This is a genomic window from Oscillibacter sp. GMB15532 (assembly GCF_041020825.1).
Taxonomy (GTDB): Bacteria; Bacillota; Clostridia; order Oscillospirales; family Oscillospiraceae; genus Oscillibacter.
Map to the genome: position 1 here is coordinate 1 of NZ_JBEVTO010000003.1, position 24,978 is coordinate 24,978.

The window sequence follows — 24,978 nt, forward strand, 5'->3', positions numbered from 1 at the left end:
GGGGGTCGTGGGCCAGACTGTACGTCATGGCCACGCAGTTGATGCTGGGGCGAATCATGGGGTGATCCACCCAGTTTTCAATCTTCTCACCAAACATGTATACCCGGGTTTTCAGTTGGCGCAGACTTTCCACGTATTCTTTTCCTGTTTTTAGTGCCATCTTTTTATTCCTCCTGTTACTTGTTGGCCAAATTCTGATAGCTTGCCAGACGCTCTTTGGCGTCCTGCTCCGCCTTGGCATACAGCTCCTCGGCCTTTTCAGGGAAGGATAGCTTTAAGGATGCATAGCGGTTTTCTCCCAGCAGGAACTGCTGGAAATCTCCGGTAGGTGCTTTGGAATCCAGAATGAAGGGATTCTTTCCCTCCTCTTTCAACTGGGGATTGTAGCGGTACAAATGCCAATAGCCTGTTTCCACGGCTTTTTTCTCCTCCAGCTGGCTCAGGCCCATGCTGGCTTTCATGCCGTGCTCAATGCAGGGGCAGTAGCAGATGACGATGGACGGGCCGTCATAGGCCTCGGCCTCGCGGATTGCCTTCAATGTCTGGGCGGGGTCCGCGCCCATGGCCACCTGTGCCACGTACACGTAGCCGTAGCTCATGGCCATCAGGCCAAGATCTTTTTTCTTGGTGACCTTGCCGCCAGCGGAGAATTTGGCGATTGCGCCCGCAGCCGTGGACTTGGAGGACTGCCCGCCGGTGTTGGAATACACCTCGGTGTCCAGAACCAATACATTGATGTTTTTGCCGGAGGCCAGCACATGGTCCAGTCCGCCGTAGCCGATGTCGTAGGCCCAGCCGTCGCCGCCAAAGGCCCAGACGCTCTTTTTGGTCAGGAATTCACGGTTGTCGCGGATAAACCCGGTTTCCTCGCTGCTATCGCACTCCAGCGCAGAGAGCAGCGCGTCGCTGACGGTGCGGGACTCTTCGGCCACAGCACCCATTTTGAGATAGGCATCGCAGGCTTCCCTGGCGATGCCACGTCCGGCCAGAACACTGACCTTCTCCACCAACTGGCGCTGAATGGCCTCCTGTCCCAGCAGGTAGCCGTAGGCATATTCCGCGTTGTCCTCGAACAGAGACATTGCCCAGGCGGGGCCGCAGCCGCTGCAGTCGGTGCAGTAGGGGGAGGAGGGGGTGGAGCCGCCGTACGCCGAGGAGCAGCCGGAGGCGTTGGTGATGTACATACGGTCGCCGAACAACTGGGTCACCAGCTTGATGTAGGGCGTCTCGCCGCAGCCTGCGCAAGCGCCGGAGAACTCGAAATAGGGCTTTGCAAACTGGGAGTTTTTCACGGTCTTTGCGTTCACGGCGTCCTTCTTAATCTCAACCTGCTCCGTGGCATAGGTCCAATTCGGCGCCTCCTTGAGCTGGCTTTCCAAACGCTCCATGACCAGAGCCTTCTCTTTGGCAGGGCATACGTTGGCGCAGCTTCCGCAGCCGGTGCAGTCATAGGGTGAGACCTGAATGCGGAACTGATACCGGTCCAGGCCCGCGCCCGTGGCTTTTTTCGTTTCAAAGCCGATGGGGGCGGCGGTCTTCTCTTCCTCATTCAGCAGGATGGGGCGGATGGCGGCGTGGGGACAGACCAAGGAGCATTGGTTGCACTGGATGCAGGCGTCCATCTTCCACGCGGGAACCTCCACCGCTGCGCCGCGCTTTTCATACTTCGAGGTCCCGGCAGGCCAGGTGCCGTCCTCCAGACCGTATTTTTTCAGGGTGGACACGGAGAGGCTGTCGCCCTCCTGACGGTTCATCACCTCCACAATCTCCTGAATGAAGGCGGGGGCGCTGTTCTCCTTGGCCTCGTCCTGGGCGGTGAGCCAGGCGGCGGGAATCTGCACCGAGTGCAGTCCGTCGATGCCGCGCTCGATGGAGGCATTGTTCATGTCCACCACGGTCTGGCCCTTTTTCTTATAATAGGTCTTGTAAATGGCGTCCTTCATTTCTGTCACGGCCGTTTCAATGGGAATCACGCCGGTAAGCTTGAAGAACGCCGCCTGCAAAATGGTGTTGGTGCGGCTGCCCAGCCCCAACTCGCGGGCGATGCTGATGGCGTCGATGATGTAAAGCTTTGCCTTCTTCTCGGCCAGGGCCCGCTTCATGGAGGCGGGAAGATTTTTCTCCAGTCCCTCCTCATCCCAAGCGCAGTTCAGAAGGAAGGTACCGCCCTCCTTCAGGTTGCGCACCATGTCGTACTTGTTGACATAGGAGGGCGTGTGGCAGGCCACAAAGTCCGCGTTCCGCACCAGATAGGGCGAGCGGATGGGCGCCTTGCCAAAGCGCAGATGGGACTGGGTAAGGCCGCCGGATTTTTTTGAGTCGTACACAAAGTACGCCTGACAGTGGAGGTCTGTTGCATGGCCGATAATCTTGATAGAGTTCTTGTTGGCTCCCACGGTGCCGTCCGAGCCCATGCCCCAGATTTCCGCGTCGGTCTGACCGGCGGGGGCGGTTTCAATCTCCCGGGCGACCGGCAGGGAAGTATGTGTCACATCGTCCACGATGCCGACGGTGAAGCCGTTTTTGGGAGTCTCCTGATTCAGATTCTCGTACACCGCCAGAATTTGACCCGGAGTGGTGTCCTTGGAGCTGAGTCCATAGCGGCCGCCCAGAATTTCCATGGGAATGCCCCGCTCCTTGTAAATGGTGCACACGTCCTGATACAGCGGCTCGCCCATGGCGCCGGGTTCCTTGGTGCGGTCCAGCACGGCAAGGCGCTTTATGGTAGGGGGCAGGGCGGCGAGGAAGTGCTCCGCAGAGAAGGGGCGATACAGATGTACGTTCAGCAGGCCAACCTTTTCGCCCTGGGCGGTGAGGAAGTCCACGGCCTCCTTGGCGGTTTCTGCTGCGGAGCCCATCAGGACGATGACCCGGTCCGCATCGGGTGCGCCGTAATAATCGAACAGATGATACTCCCGGCCGGTGAGTTTGCCGATCTCCCGCATATAGCGCTCCACCGCTGCGGGAATCGAGGCAATCTTGTCGTTGCAGGCCTCGCGGCACTGGAAGAAGATGTCCGGGTTGACGGTGGTGCCCCGGGTGGCGGGGTGCTCGGGATTCAGGGAGTTTTTGCGGAAGGCCTTCAGTGCCTCCGTGTCCACCAGAGGACGCAGGTCTTCATAGTCCAGAGTTTCGATTTTCTGGATTTCATGGGAGGTGCGGAAGCCGTCGAAAAAATGCAGCACCGGCATACGGCAGTGAATGGCGGACAGGTGGGCGACGGCCCCCAAATCCATCACCTCCTGCGGGGAGGAGGATGCTAGCAGGGAAAACCCCGTGCTGCGCACGCCCATCACGTCGGAATGGTCGCCGAAAATAGACAACGCGTGGACCGACAGGGTTCTGGCCGAAACGTGGAACACGCCCGGCAGCATCTCGCCCGCAATTTTGTACATGTTGGGAATCATCAGCAGCAGGCCCTGCGAGGCCGTGTAGGTAGTGGTCAGCGCGCCGGATTGGAGGGCGCCGTGCACCGTGCCGGCCGCGCCTCCCTCAGATTGCATCTCCACCACCTGCACCGGCTGGCCAAACAAATTTTTCTTCCCGTTGGCTGCCCACTCGTCCACATGCTCCGCCATGGGGGAGGACGGCGTGATGGGGAAAATGCCCGCGACCTCCGTAAATGCATATGAGACATACGCGGCAGCCTGATTTCCGTCCATAATTTCCAGTTTCTTTGCCATGTCCTTTTCCTCCTTATCAATGCCCCTCAATAAAAATCTCAGTATAAAGTGCCATACAACTTTTGTAATTACATTCTATTTGCCTAATTGCATGCAATTATAATTTTGTGAATTCAATTTGTCAATATGGAAAGATTTTTTTAGTGGAATCAATAAAACAGACGTCACCTATCTGTGCAAAAAGCCATGGCTGCATTCAATTTTGGAAATTGAACAAATAAAAACCGATTGACCCAATTGATGAGATATTGTATACTATCAAAAAACAAAACAGTTGAATGCAAAAGAGGGTGATTCCGATTTCTTCCCAAAGTGCAGCCGCATATGAGCGGATTAAAGACATGATTTTCCACATGGAGCTGCTTCCCGGAGCGCGTATCCCGGAGTTGCAGATTTCATCCAAGCTGTCCATCAGCAGGACGCCCATTCATGACGCGCTCCGCCGACTGGAGGCGGAGGGGCTGGTGGTCATCGGCCATAACCGCGGCGCGTCGGTTACCTGTTTTTCCGATGAGGAAATCCGTGAAATCGGAACGATTCGGTTGGCGCAGGATATCCTTGCGGCGGAGCTGGCGGCTCACTATGGCAGCGCGGCGGACTTTGAAGTCCTGTGCAATCTGGCGGACGAATGTGAGCAGGCGGCCGGCCGCGGCGACGTTTACGAGCGGATTCGCACGGATTGCGATTTTCATCTGGCCATCTCCAAAATTTCTGGAAACTCCAGACTGATCAATCAGCAGTATGCGGTTTATCAGCAGATTCATCTCATCCAGATTTCCAAATACACGGATGTGGAACACAGCCTTTTGCAGATTCATCACCACAGGCCGATGGTGGAGGCGATCCGCGGCGGAAGGCTGGACGAGGTCCGGGAGCTGATTTGCCAGCACACCAAGGATTTTTACCGCATCGACCCCTATTTGCTCAGGTGCTGGCGCAGGGAACCAGCATCCGCGGAGGACTGATGCGGGGGAAGGGTCCACAGTTTGTTTGAGGAGGAATGAATCGGGTGAAAGACAGCTCTCAAGCTTCCGCGGCGGCAAAACCCACCCGGCGGAAGATGCAGGCGATGCAGACCAAGCAAAAAATTTACGACGCGGCGGTCAAAGAAATCAGCATAAAGGGGTTCCACAATGTCAGCATTGAGGACATTACCGCCGCAGCGCACGTGGCCAAGGGGTCGTTTTACACGCATTTCCCTTCCAAAGAGGCTTTGGTGCTATACACATTTACACAGTCGGATGCGCTTTATAACGAGGCTTATGAAAAAGTCAAGGAGATGGATTTTCTCTCCGGTGTGACCACGTTTGTGCGCCTGACCTATCAGGAATACGAAAAGCGGGGGAAGGGAATTATCCGCGCCATGATTTCCAATTACTTTACCTGGGAGGACCGTAATTTTTACGACCGGGACAGGCCTTTGTTGCAGTGCCTGAAAAAGCTGGTAGAGCGCGGCCAGAACGCGAATGTGCTCGACGCCGGCATTGCGGCAGACCGATATGTGTTTGATTTGCTGTCCACTATGATTGGCGTGGAGGTCCTCTGGTGCTTTGACACCCAAAATCTCAGCCTGACGGAGATGATTTCGGACGCCGTGGCGATGACGGCCCGTGGCATGCTGATCCAAGCCTGAAACCTTTTACTGAAAAGCCCGCCCGATTAATCGGGCGGGCTTTTTATGACCAGAAAAGCAGCACAAAAAAGCTGACGATTGCAAAACGATTTACGAAATTGCAGTATCCTGTATAAATGCCGACCTGTTTTTTATATAGTTTTACGACTTTACAAAAAGTGGACTTCTTCATATAATGAACCAAAGTCATTGAATAAAGGTCATTAAATTTCGCCAAAAAATTTTGGCGTACTATGATGAGGAGGAACACATTATGGACATGAGTTATTTGAAAGACATGCCAATCGCGATTCTCGGCGGCGGCGCCGTAGGCAAGACGATGGCGGCGGACTGTGCGCTGCAGGGCAAGGAGGTCCGGCTCTGGGACCAGCCCCGCTTTGCCAAAACCAACTTCCTGAACATTGAAAAGACCGGCATCACCCTGAGCGGCGCGCAGTTTAGCTTCTTTGGCTTCAAACGCACTGGCACCGCGAAGGTGGCGCTGGCCACCGACGATATGGCCAAGGCAGTGAAAGGCGCGGGCATCGTGGTTGTGGCCACGGTGGCTGTGGCGCACGAGGATATCTTTCGCGAGCTGATTCCCCTGCTGGAGGACGGACAGGTCATTCACATTCTGCCGGACAACTGCGGCACCTTCATTTTCCGCAAGCTGATGCGCGAGATGAACTGCACCACAAAGGTCATCGTTGGCGCATGGTATACCGCGCCCTACGGAATCCGGGTTGTGCGCCGGGGCGGCGTTGTGACCAACGAGTGCAAGGTGGAGACGCGCATTACCACGATTCGTGGCTGCGCCATGCCTGAAACCGACACCGATGCCTTCATGGCTTCTGCCTTTTACATCCCGGCTTTCGACGCCATTATTGACGCAGAGGGCGAGGTCACCATTTCCAAGACGGGGGAGGAGTTCCACCACGGCTTTGTCCGCGCTAACACGATTCTGGATGTAAACCTGTCCAATGTAAACCCGGTGATCCATGTGCCCGGCGCGGTTCTGGGTGCGGCTGTCATGCAGAACTTTGATACTGTTCTGGGGCAGGAAAAGAAAAACTACTCTCTGTACGGCTTTGCCCTGTGCCCCGCCATTGCCGAGGTTCAGGCCAAATTCTGGGATGAGGAAAAGGCGCTGGCGAAGGCAATGGACATTGGCCTGTGCACCGTTAATTACGAGGATTTCTTCTCTCGTACCACCATGTATGGCAAAGAGTACATGGGCCCCGACTTTGCCGTTCCCTTCACCGAGCGGTACGAAAACTTCTATGGCGACGGTCCCTTTGATCTGGAAAACCGTTATATCACCGAGGACGTGCCGGTGGGCTGCTATCTGATGAGCCAGCTGGGCAAAAAATACGGCGTCGCCACGCCCGTCATTGACTCTATGATTCTGCTGGCCAGCACCATGATCAAGCGTGATCTGGACAAGGAGAGCAAATACACTCTGGATTATTTGGAAATCGGGCATATGACCCACGAGCAGCTTCAAAAGTATCTGCGGGAAGGCGTCTTTACCGCGAAGTAAGGGGCTAAGGAGGAGGGCCCTCAACCCTCACAGCCTGAAACTCGCCTGTGCGCGGAGCGTAAACCATGGTTTGCGCTCCGCGCATTTTTATAAAAAAGAAGCACGCGGAGGCACTCCAATTTTTAGGGGTGCAAAAAATTTTGCACCCCTTGCCCTGCAAAAAGCGCAAAATTTTGCGCCTCCAAACAATAGATGTTATGTACAATAATCTGAATGCGAACTATTTGAATTTGTGCAATTTATAATATTCTACAAAAAGCTTTTATTAAAAAGCCTGCCGCCCGTTTATCTGGGGCCGGTTTTTTCTGTTTTGCACAAATCTTATCAAATGCTTCGGATGCGCAGATTGCAGTGGCATTGGTTTTGCTAAGTAAAAAAGTACAGATGAGGCGTGTGAGGGCGGAAGCGCCGCCCTAACCGCACAGAACAGGAACGGTCTGACAAGGAGGCTATCTGATAATGGAAAAACAGTATATGCGGCGCATTGAGGCGCTGCGTCAGCAGTATCTGAGCACCCGCGTTGAAATGGATGTTTACAACGCCAAGTACCTCACGGAAGGGTTCAAGGAAAGCGAGGGGCAGCCCTGGATTATTCAAAAGGCCATTGGCTATCGGAATCAGTGCCGCAAAAAGAACATTTACATTCAGGACGGCGAGCTGCTGGTGGGCGGCGTTGCGTTCAAGCCCCGGGCAGGCATTTTGTGCGCGGACAGCTCTGCAAGCATTATTGCCAACGAACTGGACACCATCAGTACCCGGCGCTTTGACCCCTTCTATCTCAGCGAGGAGGGCAAGCGGGTTTACACGGAGGACGTCCGGGATTACTGGAAGGATAAGTGCGTGCTGGACCGCTGGCGGAAGCTGGCGCCCGAAGACATGGAAACGCTGCGGGACAACGGTATTATCTATATCGACCGCAAGGCCGTCCGCGGCTATGGGGAAACCACCCCCAGCTGGACCTTGCTTTTGCAAAAAGGCATTGCCGGAATCCGCAAGGAGGCCGAGGAGGCCCTGGCAAAGCTGGATGATTCTGTGCCCGGTGATCTGGAGAAGATGTTCTTCTACAAATCCGAGCTGATGGTCTGCGAGGGGATAATCACTCTGGCAAACCGCCACGCCGATCTGGCGGAGACGCAGGCCGCCTCCTGCGCCGACCCCATCCGTAAGGCGGAGCTGATGAAAATTGCAGAGGTCTGCCGCTGGGTACCCGAGCATCCTGCCCGCACGTTCTACGAGGCGTGCCAGAGCATCCTCTCCTATGAGTATGCCATTTTCATGGAGCAGAACGCATCTTCTTACAACCTGGGCCGTTTGGATCAATACCTGTATCCGTATTACAAGGCCGATCTGGCCGCCGGTATTCTGGATGAAGACGGCGCACAGGAGCTGCTGGACTGCATGTGGATCAAGGTGGCGGAAATGAGCCTGTTCCAGGACGAGGTCACCGCCCAGTACGCCGCCGGGTACTGCATCACGGTTCAGACCAGCTGCGGCGGCATTGACCAGTATGGAAACGACGCGACCAACGAGCTGTCCTACAAAATGATTCAGGCCACCATGGATGTGAAGTTTAAGGAGCCGAATCTCTCCGTTACCTACAGCCTGTCGAAAAACCCCGATTCACTGCTGCATAAGGCGGTGGAGGCCATCAGCATGGGGCTGACCATGCCCGCCATTTATTTTAACGATGTGGGCATTCGCATGATGCAGAACAAGGGTGTGCCCCTGAGCGAGGCTTGGGATTGGAACCCCTGCGGCTGCGTGGAAACAAATTTGTCGGGCCGCATGAAGCAGTATACCGACATCGCCGATATCAACATGGGCGCCATGGTTGAGCTGGCCCTGAACGACGGTGTAAGCCGCATCACCGGGAAGCAGGTGTCCGTATCCACCGGAAACCCCTCTGACTTCAAAACCTTTGAGGAGTTTTTCAGCGCGGTCAAGACCCACATCGGCTATGTGGTAAACGTCATCGTCTCCGGCAATCAGCTGCTGGATTATCTCAGCATGAACTATCGGACCGTGCCGGCCCTGTCCTTGGGCTTCCCCCAGTGCATGGAAACGGGGCTTGATTACAGCCAGCCCGGCGCCACCAAGTACTCCTGCGGCGGCGGTGTGATTACCGTGGGGCAGGCAGATATTGTGAACTCTCTGGCGGCTGTGAAATATCTGGTGTATGACGAAAAGAAAATCACCATGAAGCAGCTTTGCGACGCGCTGAACGCCAACTTTGAGGGCTATGAGGACATCCGGGACATGTGCCTGTCCGCGCCCAAATACGGCAACGACGACGAACGGGCCGACTTCTGCGTGGGAGAGGTATTTTCCTATGTGGTGGATGAGTTTGAAAAATATCAGACCAAGTTTGGCAAAATGACCTGCGGCATGCTGCCGGTATCCGGCAACACACCCATCGGCCAGTGGGTCGGCGCGCTGCCCTCCGGACGCAAGGCGGGCACACCCCTGACCGACGGCATCGGCGCCACCGGCGGCACCGACGTAAACGGTCCCACCGCACTGTTTAAATCCGTCAGCAGAATCCCCCATGCGCGCTATACACAGGGGACACAATTAAATCTGAAAATTGAGCCGGAGCTGATGACGGGCGAAACCGGCATTGCGCACATGATGAACATGATGAAGACCATGTGCACGCTGGACGTTTATCACGCCCAGATCAACGTGGTTGATAAGGAGACGCTGCTGGACGCGCAGGAGCATCCCGAGCAGCACCGGGACCTGCTGATCCGCGTGGCCGGGTACACGGCATTTTTCGTGGAGCTGAGCCGTGAGACGCAGAACGAAATTATCGGCCGCACCGAAATCCGGGACTGGGCGGGCGTAAGATAAGAACTATGAAGGAGGCACTGGGGCGCAATGGAGATGTTTGAGCCAAACAGGGAGGGGACCGTCCTGCGAATAGAGCGCTCCTCTATTCACGACGGGGACGGCTTTCGCACCGTCGTATTTTTAAAAGGCTGCCCATTGCGCTGCCAGTGGTGCTCGACCCCGGAAAGTCAGTCCTTTGAGATCGAACGGACCGACGCGTATTCCTACGGTGAAAAAATGACCGTGGCCCATGTGCTCCGGGAGGCGCGAAAGGACTCGCATTTCTACTTTATCTCCTCCGGCGGCGTTACGCTGTCCGGAGGAGAGGCCCTGGCGCAGCCGGAATTTTCTCTTGCGCTCTTGAAAAATTTCAAGGCTGAGTGCTTTAACACCGCCATAGAGACTTCCTTTTTTGCGCCGTGGGAAAAAATTGACGTGCTTTTGCCCTATACGGACACCGCGTATGTAGACCTGAAGCTTTACACAAAGGAACGGCATCAGCGCTATTGCGGCGTGGATAATACGCGGATTCTGGAAAATATGACGCGCACCAACGATGTAAAAGACCGGCTCCGTCTGGTGATTCGCACGCCTATTATCCCGGGGGTAAACGATGATGATGAAGAATTGGGAAAAATCGGCGCGTTCTGCGCAGGGCTCACAAACCTGCATCACGTGCAGCTGCTGCCCTATCACCGCCTGGGGACGGCAACTTATGAAAAGCTGGGGTTAGACTATCCCCTGAAGAGTGTTTTGCCCCCAAGCGGGGAGCAGATGGAGCACTGCCGCAGCGTAATTGGGCATTTTGTGGAGCGCGTGATTTGAAAGGGCGCGGGGAGGGATCGTCCGCGCATCCGCTGGGAGAGATCAACTTTACATAGCTTGGAGGATACGCCTATGAAACAAATGGTGGACATTCGTGTTTTTGACGAGTGCCGCGGCGCACATTCCCACGAGCATCCACAGATTCTCGTCCCTCTGCGCCAGACCATGCGGGTCCTTGCGGGAGACGCCGAGTATGAGGTGACTCCGCAGGAATTATGCTTCATCCCCGCCAGGATGCTTCACCGGTGCGATTATCTGGGAAAGCTGCTGGCGATGAACCTGTCGGAGGATATGGCCGACAGTAAGGATGCAGTCCTGCTGTCTTCTCCTATGGTTATTTCCATGCATGGGCAAATCCTCCAGCTTGTGGATTTGATTCAGGCCGAGCTGAAGCAGGATCCCAACAGCCGGTCGGTCCGGCATCTGTACGCCTATCTGTACAGCAAACTGATTGAAAATTGCGCCGCGCCCTCAATCCGCTATATCGGAGAGCATTATGACCTGCCCATTACCGTTAATCAGTTGGCTGGAATCGAGCGATATAATGTCACCTATTATAATGGCTGGTTCAAGCAAAAGACAGGATTTTCCCCCAGCTTTTATCTGCGCTGCATCCGCATCAACCGGGCTAAGGAACTGCTGACAAACACCAGATACAGCGTGATGGAAATCGCGGTGATGGTGGGTTATAGCAGCAATTCCACCTTTACCCGCGCTTTTCACAGCATTTGCGGAATGACACCCAAGGAATACCGGAATTGCCCCTGCTTCCAAAAGAGCATCGGATGAGCGGGGCAGGATGCAGAATGAGCCGCCAGTTCCTGCTTTGGGGGGAACAAATTCTCCCAACTTTTTAGTTTTTAAATCATAAGATTCGCACGCAGTCGTTGATCTTCCTCTTATACTTAAATAAGTATGACCGCCGAACACCCGGGGATTTTGTGTGTTTCCCGTAGGTTCGGCATTCCGGTTATAAAATCAAAAGAAAGGAGAAGGGAAAGGAAACCTCCGTTTTACCGGATAATCGGGTGTTCCTAAAAAGCACCCGAGAAAGGAAAAGAGAGGAAACTTTTAAGAATGGAACAAAAGAGAAATGTGAAGATACGGCCGGTCGTGATGTCTGTCACGGTAATCCTCTTTGTGGCGATGCTGATTGCCATTGTTGTAAACGCAACAGGCTTCTATAATGTGCTGAACAATGTGGTCATGAACAACCTGATGTCAAACCTGGGGTGGTTCGTCAGCCTGGTCATGCTGTTCATGGTCATTTTATGCATTGTCATCATGGTTACGCCCTTGGGCAAGATCAAGCTGGGCGGTCCAAATGCGAAGCCCAAATTTACCTATTTGCAGTGGTTTGGAATCTCCCTGTGCACCGGGATCGGCGCGGGCGTGGTCTTCTGGGGCGCGGCAGAGCCGCTGCTCTTCGCCATGGAGCCATCTCCCAGCACCGGGCTTCTCCCGGGCAGCAACGGCGCCGTGCTGTGGAGCATGCTGCACTGCTTTTTACAGTGGGGACTGACGCCTTATGCCAGCTGCGTAATTATGGGCGTCATTTTGTCCTATGCAATTTTGAACATGGGTGCGCCCTTTAAGGCCAGCTCCTGCCTGGTTCCCATTTTTGGCAGGGACGTGATGAAAAGCCGCTGGTGCGACGTGTTCGATTCCATTTCCACCTTTGCGCTCACAGGGGCTGTGGCCGGAGGTTTGGGCTATGGAGCCATGCAGCTCTCCGCCGCTGTCAGGGCGTTTTCCGGTATCGAGCCCAGCATGACAATCTACGCGGTAGTCATTGTGGTAATGTTCCTCTGTTACAATGCATCCGCTCTCAGCGGCCTGCGCAACGGCATCACCAAGCTTTCCAACTATAACGTGCAGTTTTTCTTCATCCTGCTGTTTTTTGTAATCTTGGCGGGGCCAACGGGGTACATCTGCAACCTTTTCACCGAGAGTCTGGGCGAATATTTTAATGAGTTTTTTGCCGCCAGTCTCTACACGGCCCCCTATCCCGACAGCGGCATGTGGCCTCAAAACTGGGACATGTACTGGTGGGTGGACTGGATGGCCTACGCTCCGCTGCTGGGCCTGTTCATGGTGCGCGTGGCTTATGGCCGCAGTCTGCGGGAGTTCATTCTGATTGAGTGGCTGTTCCCGGCTCTGTTCGGTATCGTGTGGTTCTCTGCTTTTGGCGGCACGATCCTGCACGCCCAGCTGTTTGAGGGCGTGGATTTTTATGGAATTTATCTCGCCGAGGGTGCGGAGGCGCTGACGCTGTCCATGTTTAACGTGCTGCCGTTCTCTACGGTTGCAAAAATTGTGATGCTGTGCATCATCACCATCTCGCTGGTCACACAGTGCGACTCTATGACCGTGACGCTGGCCAGTATGTGTGTAGAGGGGAGCGACGAGAACACCGAGGCTCCGGTCCCGCTGAAGCTGTTCTGGGGGCTTGTCTTTGCTGTGATTGCGCTGGTGTTTACCGCATTGGGCGGTATCAATGGCGTGAAGACCATCAAGTCCTTCTGCGGTATTCCGCTGACGTTTGTCTGCCTGTTTGTAATCTTGGGCTTCCTGCGCTATATCTCCAAGCGGCCCCGTAGAGCGGACGGAAACTATGTGGACGAGGAAGGCGTGGCCAACGCTCCTGACAACGGTCTGCCTCCGGCGGAAAAGAGCAAGATCAAATTTCTGGCAAAGATGGGCTTCTAAAAAAGAAATTGTAAAAAGCGCGGTCCTCCGCCGGAGCGGGGGACCGCGCTTTTCTCCCGGGAAAACACGGTTAAACAATGCTGTCCGGTTTTGCAGGGTCAATTTTATCCCGTTTAATACGATATTGCAGGTTTTGCCGACTGATGCCCAGCATTCGGGCTGTCTGGGTGATGTTTCCATCATTTGCCTGCAGGAGACGCGTCAATTCATCTCTCCCCATTTTTGCGCCGCTTCCACGGACAATGGCGCTTTTGCGCTGTTCCGACCATTCCGACGCTTCTTCCGAATCCCCGTGAAGGATATGGTCCGGAAGCATCTCCCGGGGAATGACCAGCGCGTCGTCCGGCAGGATGTTCATGGCGTATTCAATGGCATGCTGCAATTCCCGCACATTACCGGGCCAGCTGTAAGTGCAGAGCCGCTCCATTGCGTCGGGGGCGAGTTCTTTGATATTCTTCATCATTTTTCGATTTAAAGACAGAACAAAGTGCTTGGCAAGCAGAGGAATGTCGCAGGCGCGATCCCGCAGGGGAGGAATGGTGATGTTTACCACGCCCAGCCGGTACAGTAGATCGGGGCGGAGTTTTTTCTCTCGTACCGCCTGCCATGGCGAAATATTGATATTGGAAATCATCCGCACATCCACCGGAATCTCGTCTATTCCGCCCACCCGGCGGACCACGCCCTCCTGAAGTACGCGAAGAAGCTTGGGCTGCAGCGCCAGGGGCATGGAGTTGATTTCATCCAGCAACAGCGTCCCGCCGTCAGCCTGTTCAAAGAGGCCGACACGGCGCTCGGCCCCGGTATAGGCTCCTTTCTCTGTTCCAAAGAGCATGGACTCCAGCAGGTTTTCCGGAATGGCTGCGCAGTTGATCGCTAAAAAGGGCCCGTCGGCACGATGGCTGGCGTTATGGATTCCTTGGGCAAACAGCTCTTTTCCGGTGCCGGTTTCACCGCAAATCATAATGCCGGAATCGGACTTGGCGCTTTTCTCGCATTTTTCCATGCACGCCCGCATGACGTCGCTGTTAAAAACAATATCCTCAAACCGGTATTTGGCGGAAAGAGGGCTGCGTCCGCCTCTGCGCCTGTGCTGGTCTTGCCCCAGAAGCTTTTGCTGCAGCTCGATGACCTGCCGGTTCAGCCGGTCCACCTGCGTCCAGTCCCGCATTACGCTGAAACCGCCGACCACCTTACCGTTCAGGATGACCGGGTAGGTATCGTCCATCACCGCCACCTCTTTGCCGTGCTTGGTGACATAGTGCTGGCGAATGTTCAGCCGGGGCTTGCGCTCCCGCATCACGCGGGGGATTTCCAAGTCGCTTTCGTTTTTCACCGTGTAAACGTCCTGAAGGTTTCTGCCGACGATCTCCTGCGCCAAGGTGGATTCAAGCCGCGTCGCAGCATCGTTGAGCAAGAACACGCGGCCCTGCTCATCGCACAGAATTACCGAGTCGCTGACCTGATTGATGGCGCACATCAGCATATCGTGGCAGATATCGTTCCGCGCGTCCCGAAATACCACCATGCGCACACCGGTGGGCAGGTCCTCCACCTCCGGAAAGGGGCATTGCCGGAGATACTCTCCAAAGGCAATATTGCAGTATTCCTCGGAGGGAAGCGCACCGCAGAAGGCGGGAGCAATCTCCCACAGGGATGCTCCGGGGCGGCCGCGCTCCCCGAGCAGGCGCCCGCCGGCTTCGTTGATCTCCAGAAGCAGGCAGTCCCGGTCAATCAGCGCCGCGCCAAGCCCGCATTGGGAGAGAGCGTTCATTGTATCCAGACTTTTCATGCTTTCCACCCCTCGCCCATTGGTTTTTTTAATCATACAGTATTTTTTGGTTCCGCACAAGGGAATTTGCATTGTCCCCGCCGCGATGCGAGGCTGTGCTTACCGAGGGGAGCAAGGGTGCGCATATACGCCTCGTTCATGGGGCTTCCCCGGCCTTCATGCGCGCCAGTATTCCCCGTACCAAAACCGTTCGCTCATGGTTCGGGCCCAACAGCTTTTCAAATATTTTCATTGCTTCGGAAAGCGCGTCCGAAGCCCGGCCGCGCTCCCCCATTTTTTCATAAACCCAGCACAAATTTTGACAAATGTATGCATACTCCAGCGTCTGTCCGTAAAACCGCCTGATATGCCGTGCAGATTTGCGATAGAGCATTGCCGCGCGGCGAAAGTCCTTTTCGGAAAACAGAAACCCGGCCAGGGTGTTGAGAATGGCGGCGTAATGGACGTTTTCATCCTCTCGGTTTTTTTCACATTCCTGCATTGCCCGGTTCAGCGCCTGCATTGCCCGGGATTTGTCCCCCGCGGCATGGTAGAGGGCTGTAAGATTGCTGTAAATAACCGCCGTTTCATGCCGATGCTCCGGAAGAATCTGAAGCAAGGGCAGGGCCTCCAGCAGGCGGCGGATGGCGGGCTCCGGTTGACCGTCTGCCCAATACGCCATGGCCAGATTTCTTAAAACCCCCACATAGGCGTAAGTCTCTTGCTTCCGGTCCCGCCAGCACAGGTCCGCTGCTTGCACCAGCACCTCGATTGCCTTCCCGTTTTGTCCCATCAGGCGGTAGGTTCCCGCCATATTGTTTAAAAGGGCGGCATATTCGCCGCATGTAAGGTCTGGGTGCACGTCGGCCAGCGCCCTTGCTTTTTCAAACCATTCCAAAGACTGGGGGAGACGGCCGCTGTCGCGGCAAAATACGCCCAGCTCGTTGTATGAGGCAATGTATTCTTCCGGGTGGGCATCGGACTGCCTCATGCGCTCCGGCGAAAACCACGCGGTAATCTTGGAATCTTTGTGGGTGAGGCAGTCATTCAGATTGGCAAAAAGGATATCCAGCTCGTTTTGCGTGAAAATCACCTCCCGTTAATGATGCAGTCTTCCTGATTTATATTATAGCGGCAGAAAGGTGGAAGGGTTTGCCTGCTCTTATATGGTTTTTGCAGCATGACACCATTTTCTGCGTCGGCCGCGCTGCGAAGAAAAGGCGAGACTCTGCAAAAAATAAGCCATGAAAGGCAAATCCGACAAAACGGCCGTTAAGCTATAATGAAAGAAAATAGCTGTCAGACTACCCGGATTATCAAAGCTGTTTCACTATTTAGGAGGTCAAGACATGGAAAATTTTAATTTTTACAGCCCTACTTATTTTGTGTTCGGCAAGAGCACGGAGACGCAGACGGGCGAATATGTGGCCCGTTACGGCGGGCACAAGGCGCTGATTCATTACGGCGGCGGCTCCGTGGTACGCTCCGGTTTGCTGGACCGCGTCAAAGCTTCTTTGGACGCGGCGGGCATCGCCCATGTGGAGTTGGGCGGCGTAAAGGCCAGTCCCCACAGCGATTTGGTTTATGAGGGCATCGAGCTCGCCCGCAGGGAGGGCGTTGACTTTGTGCTGGCCATCGGCGGCGGCTCCGTGATGGATTCTGCCAAGGCGATTGCGCTGGGCGCGGTTTACGACGGTGACTTCTGGGATTTCTACTGCGGCAAGCAGGGGGGCGTCACCAAAGCGCTGCCGGTGGGCACGGTTGTTACCATTGCCGCCTCCGGCTCCGAGGGCTCCACGGATTCTGTGATTACCTTGGTGACTGAAGATGGAAAGCAGTATAAGCGCTGCGCTGACGGCGATATTCTGCGTCCCCTGTTTGCCATCATGAACCCTGAGCTGATGGTGTCCCTGCCCCCCTATCAGACTGCCAGCGGCATTGCCGACATCATGGCTCACTGCATGGAGCGCTACTTCACCCACAGTAAGGATGTGGAGCTGACCGATCGTCTGCTGGAGGCCGTGATGCTGACCATGATCAAAGAGGGCAGGCGCGTGATGGCTAATCCCAACGACTACGAGGCGCGTGCTAATATCATGTGGGCTGCCATGATTGCGCAGAATAACTCCACCGGCGTGGGGCGCGCTCAGGACTGGGGCACCCATCATATGGACAACGAGCTTGGCATTCTGTACGGCTGCTCCCACGGTGCCGGTCTGGCGCTGCTGTTCCCCTATTGGATGGAATATGCCATGAAGACGCAGGGGACCGACCGATTTGTCCTGTTTGCCACTCGCGTATGGGGCTGCCAGCTAAATCTGGAGGACCCCGCTGTGACGGCGATGGAGGGAATCAAGGCGTTCCAGAACTTTATGAGGGACATCGGCATGCCTGCCACCATCGGCGAACTGGGCGGCAAGCCCGAGGACATCCCCACCATGGTGGAAAACATGTTCCACGGTGCGCCCAACCACGGAAACTTTGTGAAGCTTACCCGGGAGATTGCCGCGGAAATTTATCGTATGGCAATGTAACGGGAAGACCCGGACAGTATGCGGCAAAACGCGTCCCCGAAGGTTTTCCTTTCGGGGACGCGGGCATTTCGGGCATGAGTGAGTGCGGCTGGGTTTGTTCACTGGATAGAAACAAAATTAATTATTATTTTTACAAGTATAATCGCAATTCCGTTTTTGGCAATGCCCCCCACAATGCTGTGGAAGGTGAGAGGGCGTGGTGGAGTTTGTGGATAAAATCATGCTGGCGTCCACGGAGCAGGCAGACTCCATTGAGTATGAATAAGGGACCGGCAGATTCTAAATTGAATCTGCCGCCTTTTTATGCCTTTGCAGAAGCATTTAAAAAAATCCGCTGCCTGGGGCATTTCAGCCGCTGAAGGATGACGGGGAGGGCCGCGGGGGTCGGTTTTCCTGCTGAGGTTCTATTGGCGGCGCGTTTGTCCGGGCTTTGGTTGACAATGGCCCTGGAATCGGATATAAAAAAGATGCGTGAATGATTTCAGGCGGATGCTGAGCTGCCTGAACTATTTTAGGGTCGGAGAGGCTTCGGGTAAATATGAAGTTCGGGCTTCACAAGGCTTTTGTACGGAGAGATAATATATGGAAAGCTTAAAGGCGTTTTTAGCACGGAAAGATATTGTGATTTCCCTCAGAAGATACGGGATTGACGCAATGGGCGCAATGGCGCAGGGCCTGTTTTGTTCTCTCCTGATCGGTACCATTATCAATGCGCTGGGGGCCCAGCTTCATATCTCATTTTTGACCGCGCCGGTTGTGACGGTCAATGACGTGGCCTATACGGTCGGTTCTCTGGCCACGATTATGAGCGGCCCCGCGATGGCCGTTGCCATCGGATACGCGCTTCGCTGTCCCCCGTTGGTCTTGTTCTCGCTGATTACCGTTGGCTTCGCTTCCAACGCGCTGGGCGGCGCGGGCGGTCCGCTGGCCGTGCTGTTTGTTGCAATCTTCTCCGCCGAAATCGGGAAGGCCGTGTCAAAGGAAACAAAGGTGGACATTCTGGTAACGCCGCTTGTCACCATCGGAACCGGTGTGGCCCTGTCCGCATGGTGGGCCCCTGCGCTGGGAAGCGCCGCCATGAAGGTGGGCGGCATTGTCATGTGGGCGACAAACCTGCAGCCGTTTTGGATGGGGGTTTTGGTATCCGTCGTCATCGGCATTGCGCTGACACTTCCCATTTCTTCCGCGGCAATCTGCGCGGCGCTGGGCCTCACGGGAATTGCAGGAGGGGCGGCCGTCGCAGGGTGCTGCGCGCAGATGGTGGGGTTTGCCGTGATGTCTTTTCCGGAGAACCGATGGAGCGGACTGGTGGCGCAGGGGCTGGGGACTTCTATGCTGCAAATGGGGAATATCGTGAAAAATCCGAGAATATGGATTGCACCGATTCTTACGTCCGCCATTACCGGCCCGCTGGCTACCTGTTTGTTTCATCTGGAGATGAACGGTGCCCCCGTATCCTCCGGGATGGGAACCTCCGGACTTGTGGGCCAAATTGGCGTATATACCGGCTGGATAGATGATATCGCGCGGGGCACCAAGACTGCCGTAACCTCAGGGGATTGGATAGGACTACTTCTGATTTCGTTTCTTCTTCCGGCTGTCATCTGTCCGCTGATTAATCTCGCTTTAAAAAGGCTCGGATGGGTAAAAGATGGCGACATGACTTTATCGTAGGAGGCGTGGGCATTTCTATGGCGATGGGCGGATTCGATGGGAAAATGGCTGCGGACTGATCCGTAATCGGGTTGAGCTGCTATGCCAAAACGATCGTTCTGCGTGGGGTGCCAACGGAGAGACACTCCCACTTTATTAATGCCAACTGTTTCGATGAACCCGGATGCGCCCGCTTCGCGGCGGCTGTTTTAAATGACTGATAGGAAAGAAAGGTTGTAAAAACAGAATGGTGAATACGATTCTATTTGATTTGGACAATACGCTGCTGGATTTTGACCAGGCCGAGAGCATCGCGCTGACACAAACCCTGCTCCAACTGGGGATTCACCCGAATGAGGCCATCATCCGCAGATACAGCGAATTGAATTTGGCGCAGTGGAAGCTGCTGGAGCAGGGGAAGCTGAGCCGAAACGAAGTGAAAACGCGGCGGTATCGGCTTTTGTTCGATGAGCTTGGCGCGGCGTGTTCGGCTGAAAAAGCGGCGGAGATTTATGAATCTCTGTTGAAAGTAGGCCATTATTTTATAGATGGGGCGGAGGAGCTGCTGTGCGACCTTTCCCCCCGTTATCGACTGTACATCGTCACAAACGGAACGGCAATCGTCCAGAAGAGCCGCATTAAAAGCGCCGGCCTTGAAAAGTATCTGGACGGTGTTTTTATTTCGGAGGAGATTGGGTTTAACAAACCCAGCAGAGACTTTTTTGATCACTGCTTTGCACAAATTCCAAACATTCGCAGAAGCGACGCAATGATCATCGGAGACAGCCTTTCTTCGGACATTCAGGGCGGCATAAATGCGGGAATTCAAACGGTGTGGTTTAATCCGGCACGGCTGCCCAACGATTCGGGCATCCTGCCGGATTATGAAATATATGCGTTGGAGGAGCTGGGCCCCTTGCTGGATGCATACGATTGACGCTTCAAACTACTCTGCGTTACAAAAGGAACGTGTAACCTCAGCGCCGGATGATGCGCAGAAAACTGATTTGGCTTCCTCCGCCGGTCAAGAAGCTGCCCGTTTTGATTTCAACGGAGCCGCGCCTGAATACCGGCGGAGGAAGCCATGGGGGACGGATGTTGGCCGTTTGTATGTTTGTTACGGCCTGAGGATATCCCCCGCCGTACGAACCATAATTGGACGCAGAGTCTCCACCCAGGCATCGAACGCACCTGCGTTATTCAGCAGTTCCAATGCCTGCATATTAATGCCGCCAGGGGTGCTGACAGTTGCCATCAGGTGAACACCTTCTTTGTCCTTGCCGCAGGCCTCCTTACAGACAGCGGCGAACATATTTGTGGTATACTGGGTGGCAGCTTCAGTGGAGACACCTTCTTCGTTGACAGCCCAATCAATCACGTGGTCCATAACCGCAAAAATCGGGGCAAACAAGCCGGTAATGGAACCAAACACCGCAGCGTGATAGCGACTGTCTACGTTAACGATTTTGCCAATGTGTCCAAAGATTTCGGCCGCCTCCTGAGTAGGCGGACATTGGACGATGGGACCGGGATAGAACGAGAGGAAGGTACCGGGAATCATGTGCAGGATTGTGGCAACCTTGCAGTTCATCCAGGAGGCACACTGCTCTGCCGTTTTGTCAAACATGACGTTGATGACTTTGTGGGTGGGTTTAAATGTCAGGGAGCGCAGGACCTCTTCCCCTACCTGAGGCCATACGGCAATCACGATCCAATCGGATTTGTCGACACACTTCTGAAGAGTCCTGACTGCCGTGACGCGGTCAGGATATTTTGCACGCAGCTGCTCGCAGGCTTCCTGCCGCATATCAGAGACAATGATGGGATAGGGCGTGTCCGCGGCACGTTCACAAAAGCCGGATACCATGGCGTTCACGATTGCGCCGGCACCCAAAAATCCAAGGGTAGGCAGTTTGTCAGGCATATTTAAAAACTCCTTATATATTCTGTTTTGCGTTTATATATCTCCTGCGAAATCAAATAATGCCCAACTTTTCCATTTCGGCTTTGACTTCGACCCTGACGGGCTCTTCGCATTCCACGCAGGGGACGGTGGGCCTCCCTGCGTCAAAACCGCGCAAAATCATGCCATATTTGCTGGGGCCGGGGTTGGGAGACTTGAAAAGACTGCGCATCATGGGGAACAGGCGCAGCCCATACTCCGTGGTTTTTGCGATATCACCGGATTTGGCAATGTCGTACAGCTTGACAAGCTCCTTAATCATCACGTTGCCGGTGGCCACAACACAACCGTCCGCGCCGCAGAGCATCTCCCAGGCGCCCAGAAACTCATTTCCGGAAAGGACTGCCATTCGTTCTCCAAAACGGCCAATCAACTCCATCGTCTGCTCATAGCGCTCCGCACATTCCTTAATACCGCAAATGTTGGGGACAGTGTCCAGCAGCGCACCAACAATGTCAGGAGTGACATTGTAGCCCGTACGGCCAGGGAAATTGTAGATAATTATCGGCATATCCACGGCGCCGTCAACCATTTTGAAAAAGTCAATCACGCCGGAGAGGCGGGTATTGCCGCCATAGGGGTTGCTCAGAAGAAGAACGTCCGCACCGGATTCCTTTACGACCTTGGCGGCTTCAACGGCATCGTAAACACTCAGTTCCACAACGCTGGCAATCACGGGAACTCGATGGTTCACGGTCTGCACAGCCAGTTCCATCGCCCGCTTCTTGGTTTCCTTGGGCAGGGTCAGGGACTCGCCGGTGCCGCCCATTGTCAGCAGACTGTGTACGCCGTTTTTGATCTGATCCTCAATAATTTCGACATATACCTTCTCATTCAAAGTGACGCCATCGTCCAGCAGGGGGGTAATCAAAGCGGTCATCACACCAAAATGCATGTTCATGGTTTCATTTCTCCTTTAAGTAATCATAAAAATTAAGTAAGCTTACAGGGTGAATGAGTTGGCCGTTACTGTCCCGGCTTCCTCCATTGCCGTGCGGTTGGCCCAGTTGTAGGTGTCCACACCGTCCAGCGCCAAAATCAGATTTTCGGCAGCCTTTTTCGCCAGTCGCTGCTTTGCCTCCCACGTATCGCCGCCAAAGTGCGGAGTGAGAATGACATTCGGCAGGGAAAAGAGCGGATCGGTGAACTCGGGCGGCTCCTTTTCAAAAACATCCAATGCCGCGGCGGCAATCTTATGGTCCCTTAGAGCCGCATAAAGCGCCTCCTGATCCACCACGGGGCCTCTGCTCAGGTTGATCAATGCAGCAGTATTTTTCATCCGGTGAAGCTGTGCTGTGGAAATCATCCCTTCCGTTTCCAGCGTAAGGTGCAGCTGAATTGTTACGTAGTCAGCCTCAGAAAGTCCATTATCCAGTGTCTCAATCTTTTTAACCCCAATCCCTTCCATTTGCTCTGCTGAAACAAAGGGATCGAAGCCGATCACCTGCATATCAAAGGCCTGCGCCTTTTTCGCAACACTGCGGCCGATTCGCCCCAGTCCAATAATTAGCAGTGTCTTCTCGGCTATTTCATGGGGGATACGAATCTCCCGATAGTTCCAGTTTCCCTGACGAACTGCTGCATCAGCTTGAATTAGATTGCGGCTGAGCGCTAAAATGGACATGACCACATGCTCCGCAACGGAGATGTAATTGCCGTCCGGGACATTCTGTACACGCACGCCGTGCGCTGTGGCAGCAAATATGTCGATGTTATCCATTCCGGTGCCGTGCTGCTGGATTACCCGTAACGACGGGCATTTCTCCAGAATCCTGTGGGTGATATGCTCTACCCGGGTTATAATGCCCTCGGCCTGATGCTCGTTGAGTTTTTGAATGAGGGTATCTTCCGTTCCGTCACACGCCATAAAAACCTCGCAATGGGCTTTCAGAATGTCTACCCCGACAGGTTGGATGGTAGGTTCCACCAAAAGAACCCGATGTCTCACTACAATCACTCCTCGTATTCAATAGCATGATTTTAAAGTTTCCTGTGGGAAATCAGACCGGATAACCCATCATTCTGGGCAGCGTCAAGACCAGCAGTGGGCAATAGCTGACAAGGAACAGAATAAAAATGCAGCCGATGGTGAAGGGCAGGGACTTTTTTACGACTTTCTTCAGGTCGCAGCCTGTAACCCCACAGACTGTGTACAGTGCCATTCCAAACGGCGGGGTGATCATGCCGATCATGATGTTAATCACAAACACGACGCCGATATGGATGGGGCTGCAGCCCATTGCCACAAAAAGCGGCGTAAAAATGGGGGCGTACAGCACCTGCTGGGCAGAGTCGGAGATCCACATACCGTTAAACAGAATGAAGATATTGAACAGGAAGAGAAAGAGATAGGGAGACATATTTGTGTTCTGGATAAAGCTGCTGAGCATGATGGGTACGTTTTCCACAGACAAGATCCAACTGATAACGGAGGTGAAGCCAATGATCAGGTACACAGTGGCGGTGCCCTTTGCGCTGACCTTGAGGCATTCCCAAAGCTCAGACAGCTTTAGGCGATGGGTTACCGCAAGGTCCAGAACCAGCACGTAAATGACGGCAATGCCGGAGGCCTCTGTGGCGGTAAAGATACCGCTCATGATACCGCCCAGCACCACAACGACCATGCCGATGGCGCCCAAGGCTTTCAGGGATATCTGGAGCTTTTCTTTCACTGTAAAATGAACCTCGCTCTTGGGGAAATTATACTTTCGCGCCATAAAGGCAACGATCATAATGTGGACAACGCCCAGCATGACGCCGGGAACAATCTGCCCCACAAACATTGCTCCCACAGAAACCGAAGTCAATCCGGCAAACATCACAGCGGGGATAGACGGAGGGATGATGGGGCCTTGCAGCGCGCTGGTAGCCACCAGGGCGGCGGAAAAATCCTTGTTATAGCGCTCCTTTTCCATCATGGAAACCTCGATAGGACCCAACGCAGCGATACAGGCAATGCCAGAGCCGGATACGCAGCCAAACATCATGTTCGCCAGAATCGCAACGTAGGCCACCCCCCCCTGAAGCCGCCCCACAAAAATGCGGGCAAAGTCAACAATCTTATCCATCAGCCCTGTGCGGGCCATCAGCTCTCCTGAAAGCATAAACAGCGGGATGCAGACGTAAATAAAGCTGTCCATGCCGGTAAACATCCGATGGGCATACATCATCAGGCTATCGACCATTCCGGGCGAGATGAAGAAGTATGCCAGTGCGGATGTGCCGATTGCCATGATGACGGGAGCGCCAATCAGGAGCATTCCAAATAGCATGACGATCAGAATGATAAGGGAACTACTCATGGCCGTTCTCCTTTCTGGTCCTCTTTGAAATCTGCTGTACTGCTTTCCTGCCGCGTCCTGACACCTGTCTCCATGAAGTCTACCAGCAGGTTTGCAAGATACTGGAGCAGCATCAGGGCTATGCCGACCGGAATGCTGAGATAGATCCAGAACTTGTCGATGGGAAGTCCCATGACCTGAATGCCAATATAGTCGACGGCCTGCCGCCAGCCCTGCCAGGTGACAACAGACAAAATGATCACGAAGAGCCCTGCGTAAATGGTTTCCCGGACCTGGAGCAGCTTTTTGGGCCAGAAGTTGTCCAGAAAATCCACCCGCATCAGGCCTTTTTCATAGACGAGGACATTAGCGGCCAGCATTGTCCCCCAAATCAGGCCATATCTCGAATACTGCTCCGCCCACATAATGCCGATTTGAAGCACATGACGGCAGACAACGCTGAGAAAGATCGCAAGAGCGACCGTGCCCAGAAAGGCGGCTGCTATGGCCAGACTGACTCTGGCAATTCCGCGCTGGGTCCGTTTGATTGCGTTCATCTCAATCTCCTTTCACTCTTC

The 24,978-nt window shown here is 54.4% G+C and carries 19 protein-coding genes; 10 read left to right on the forward strand and 9 right to left on the reverse strand.

The annotated features are described in order from the left end of the window. Positions 1-160: 4-hydroxyphenylacetate 3-hydroxylase N-terminal domain-containing protein (locus ABVS15_RS04390; protein ID WP_369282785.1), on the reverse strand; the 160-nt coding region annotated here is incomplete at its 3' end. 16 nt (positions 161-176) lie between these two features. Beyond that, the gene (gene nifJ / locus ABVS15_RS04395) at positions 177-3,683 is read right to left on the reverse strand and encodes a pyruvate:ferredoxin (flavodoxin) oxidoreductase (RefSeq protein WP_369282542.1); all 3,507 of its coding nucleotides are present in this window, start codon (positions 3,681-3,683) and stop codon (positions 177-179) included. Positions 3,684-3,973: 290 nt separating this feature from the next. Between nifJ and ABVS15_RS04400 the strand changes: the two genes are divergently transcribed. The 7 genes from ABVS15_RS04400 (at position 3,974) to ABVS15_RS04430 (ending at position 13,198) form a co-directional block, all read left to right on the forward strand. Further along, a complete protein-coding gene (locus tag ABVS15_RS04400) occupies positions 3,974-4,648 on the forward strand; it encodes a GntR family transcriptional regulator (protein ID WP_369282543.1) in 675 nt (224 codons plus the stop codon). A 35-nt stretch (positions 4,649-4,683) separates the two neighbouring features. Next, positions 4,684-5,316 (forward strand): TetR/AcrR family transcriptional regulator, encoded by a 633-nt coding sequence (locus tag ABVS15_RS04405; RefSeq protein WP_369282544.1) that lies wholly within the window; start codon positions 4,684-4,686, stop codon positions 5,314-5,316. A gap of 253 nt (positions 5,317-5,569) precedes the next feature. Further along, positions 5,570-6,835: an NAD/NADP octopine/nopaline dehydrogenase family protein gene (locus ABVS15_RS04410; protein ID WP_369282545.1), complete on the forward strand. Its 1,266-nt coding sequence runs from the start codon at positions 5,570-5,572 to the stop codon at positions 6,833-6,835. A gap of 459 nt (positions 6,836-7,294) precedes the next feature. Continuing rightward, on the forward strand, positions 7,295-9,685 hold the full coding sequence (locus ABVS15_RS04415; RefSeq protein ID WP_369282546.1) for a pyruvate formate lyase family protein: 2,391 nt from the start codon (positions 7,295-7,297) through the stop codon (positions 9,683-9,685). A gap of 27 nt (positions 9,686-9,712) precedes the next feature. Beyond that, on the forward strand, positions 9,713-10,489 hold the full coding sequence (locus ABVS15_RS04420; RefSeq protein ID WP_369282547.1) for a glycyl-radical enzyme activating protein: 777 nt from the start codon (positions 9,713-9,715) through the stop codon (positions 10,487-10,489). A gap of 72 nt (positions 10,490-10,561) precedes the next feature. Next, entirely contained in the window at positions 10,562-11,278 is a 717-nt protein-coding gene (locus ABVS15_RS04425; protein WP_369282548.1) for a helix-turn-helix domain-containing protein, read from the forward strand. A 288-nt stretch (positions 11,279-11,566) separates the two neighbouring features. Next, positions 11,567-13,198 carry a BCCT family transporter gene (locus tag ABVS15_RS04430; protein ID WP_369282549.1) on the forward strand — a complete coding sequence of 544 codons (1,632 nt, stop codon included), beginning with the start codon at positions 11,567-11,569 and terminating at the stop codon, positions 13,196-13,198. Between the two features lie 70 nt (positions 13,199-13,268). Here ABVS15_RS04430 and ABVS15_RS04435 read toward each other — a convergent pair whose 3' ends face one another. After that, positions 13,269-14,990 (reverse strand): sigma-54 interaction domain-containing protein, encoded by a 1,722-nt coding sequence (locus ABVS15_RS04435; protein WP_369282550.1) that lies wholly within the window; start codon positions 14,988-14,990, stop codon positions 13,269-13,271. Positions 14,991-15,126: 136 nt separating this feature from the next. Further along, positions 15,127-16,062: a tetratricopeptide repeat protein gene (locus ABVS15_RS04440; RefSeq protein WP_369282551.1), complete on the reverse strand. Its 936-nt coding sequence runs from the start codon at positions 16,060-16,062 to the stop codon at positions 15,127-15,129. 256 nt (positions 16,063-16,318) lie between these two features. Between ABVS15_RS04440 and ABVS15_RS04445 the strand changes: the two genes are divergently transcribed. The 3 genes from ABVS15_RS04445 to ABVS15_RS04455 all read left to right on the forward strand — a co-directional run bounded on the left by ABVS15_RS04445 (position 16,319) and on the right by ABVS15_RS04455 (position 20,093). Continuing rightward, the gene (locus ABVS15_RS04445) at positions 16,319-17,503 is read left to right on the forward strand and encodes an iron-containing alcohol dehydrogenase (protein WP_369282552.1); all 1,185 of its coding nucleotides are present in this window, start codon (positions 16,319-16,321) and stop codon (positions 17,501-17,503) included. 582 nt (positions 17,504-18,085) lie between these two features. Then, positions 18,086-19,177, forward strand: a complete 1,092-nt coding sequence (locus ABVS15_RS04450; RefSeq protein WP_369282553.1) for a PTS transporter subunit IIC — start codon at positions 18,086-18,088, stop codon at positions 19,175-19,177. Positions 19,178-19,403: 226 nt separating this feature from the next. Then, on the forward strand, positions 19,404-20,093 hold the full coding sequence (locus ABVS15_RS04455) for a YjjG family noncanonical pyrimidine nucleotidase (RefSeq protein WP_369282554.1): 690 nt from the start codon (positions 19,404-19,406) through the stop codon (positions 20,091-20,093). Between the two features lie 180 nt (positions 20,094-20,273). Here ABVS15_RS04455 and ABVS15_RS04460 read toward each other — a convergent pair whose 3' ends face one another. From ABVS15_RS04460 to ABVS15_RS04480, 5 genes are read right to left on the reverse strand one after another with little or no spacing between them, the layout of a single operon-like run. Beyond that, complete coding sequence (locus ABVS15_RS04460) at positions 20,274-21,080, reverse strand: NAD(P)-binding domain-containing protein (protein WP_369282555.1); 807 nt, start codon at positions 21,078-21,080, stop codon at positions 20,274-20,276. 52 nt (positions 21,081-21,132) lie between these two features. Next, positions 21,133-22,020, reverse strand: coding sequence for a dihydrodipicolinate synthase family protein (locus ABVS15_RS04465; RefSeq protein WP_369282556.1), 888 nt, complete (start codon positions 22,018-22,020; stop codon positions 21,133-21,135). A 42-nt stretch (positions 22,021-22,062) separates the two neighbouring features. Then, entirely contained in the window at positions 22,063-23,067 is a 1,005-nt protein-coding gene (locus tag ABVS15_RS04470; RefSeq protein WP_369282557.1) for a hydroxyacid dehydrogenase, read from the reverse strand. Positions 23,068-23,119: 52 nt separating this feature from the next. Next, positions 23,120-24,421 carry a TRAP transporter large permease gene (locus ABVS15_RS04475; RefSeq protein ID WP_369282558.1) on the reverse strand — a complete coding sequence of 434 codons (1,302 nt, stop codon included), beginning with the start codon at positions 24,419-24,421 and terminating at the stop codon, positions 23,120-23,122. Beyond that, positions 24,418-24,957, reverse strand: a complete 540-nt coding sequence (locus ABVS15_RS04480; RefSeq protein ID WP_369282559.1) for a TRAP transporter small permease — start codon at positions 24,955-24,957, stop codon at positions 24,418-24,420. The genes ABVS15_RS04475 and ABVS15_RS04480 overlap by 4 nt, the downstream gene beginning before the upstream one ends. Positions 24,958-24,978 lie beyond the last annotated feature (21 nt).